The organism is Saccharopolyspora sp. 7B (assembly GCF_020177435.1).
Classification (GTDB): domain Bacteria; phylum Actinomycetota; class Actinomycetes; order Mycobacteriales; family Pseudonocardiaceae; genus Saccharopolyspora_C; species Saccharopolyspora_C gregorii.
Genome location: NZ_JAIUKC010000077.1, coordinates 1 through 909, shown reverse-complemented (window position 1 = coordinate 909; position 909 = coordinate 1). Strand labels below are relative to the sequence as shown.

At 71.3% G+C, this 909-nt stretch carries 2 protein-coding genes; both read right to left on the bottom strand.

Annotated features, from left to right (window positions below):
* Positions 1-187: LLM class flavin-dependent oxidoreductase (locus LCD33_RS13645; protein ID WP_224977912.1), on the bottom strand; the 187-nt coding region annotated here is incomplete at its 3' end.
* A 100-nt stretch (positions 188-287) separates the two neighbouring features.
* Positions 288-749 carry a MarR family winged helix-turn-helix transcriptional regulator gene (locus LCD33_RS13640; protein WP_224961769.1) on the bottom strand — a complete coding sequence of 154 codons (462 nt, stop codon included), beginning with the start codon at positions 747-749 and terminating at the stop codon, positions 288-290.
* Positions 750-909 lie beyond the last annotated feature (160 nt).

Genomic DNA, 909 nt, shown 5'->3' with positions numbered 1-909 from the left:
TCGTCGTCGGCGAACTCGGCACGAACGGCGGGTTGTGATGCTCACCGGTGGCGAACACGTCCAGACCGACCTCCTCGGCCTTCTCGGCGATGGCGACCATCGCCCTGATCCGCTCGGCCTCCGTCGGCGTGCGCCCGGTCGTCGGGTCGGGGGTCACGTCCCCGACGGTGAACACTCCGAACTGCATCTCGACCACTTCCTTCAAATCTGAACTAATCGGTCGAACGACGGCCCGGCGCGAGGTATTCCGACGAGGTCGAGGGGGTGACGAGCGCCATGCGCGGGCGTCAGCGGCCCGCGGTTCCGCGCAGCCGGTCCTGGGTGCGGGTGAACACGCGCCGGAGCACGTCCAGCTCCTGCTCGTCCAAGTCGTCGGTGAACAGCCGCTGCACCGTCCCCACGTGGTGGGCGTCCGCCGCCCGCAGCGCCTCCAGCCCGGCCGCGGTCAGCACCGCGTGGTGCACGCGCCGGTCATCGGGCGACGGGTGCCGCACCACCCAGCCGCGGCGCTCCAGGACCTTCACCTGGTAGGTCAGCCGGCTCGGCGAGAACACCATCCGCGCGGCCAGCTCGCCCATCCGCTGGCGCTGCTCCGGGCACTCCGACAGGACGAGCAGCACGTGGTAGTCCATCAAGCTCATCCCGGCGGCCGCGCGCAGATCCTCGTCGAGGCGGGTCTCCAGCAGCAGGCTCGTCTCGATGTACGGCCGCCACGCACGTCGCTGCGGCGAGGTCTCCCAAGGCTCCACCCCGCCGATCCTACCGTCGTTTCAACCGTTGAAATTCATGTCGCTGAGGTGGCCCGGCCACCTGCCCGCGCACCTCGGGCGGCGCGGGCGGGCGGGTGGTGCACACCCCGCCGGCGCCCACGCCCGCGGTCGAGGCGATGGCCCAGACCGGGGAGATCAC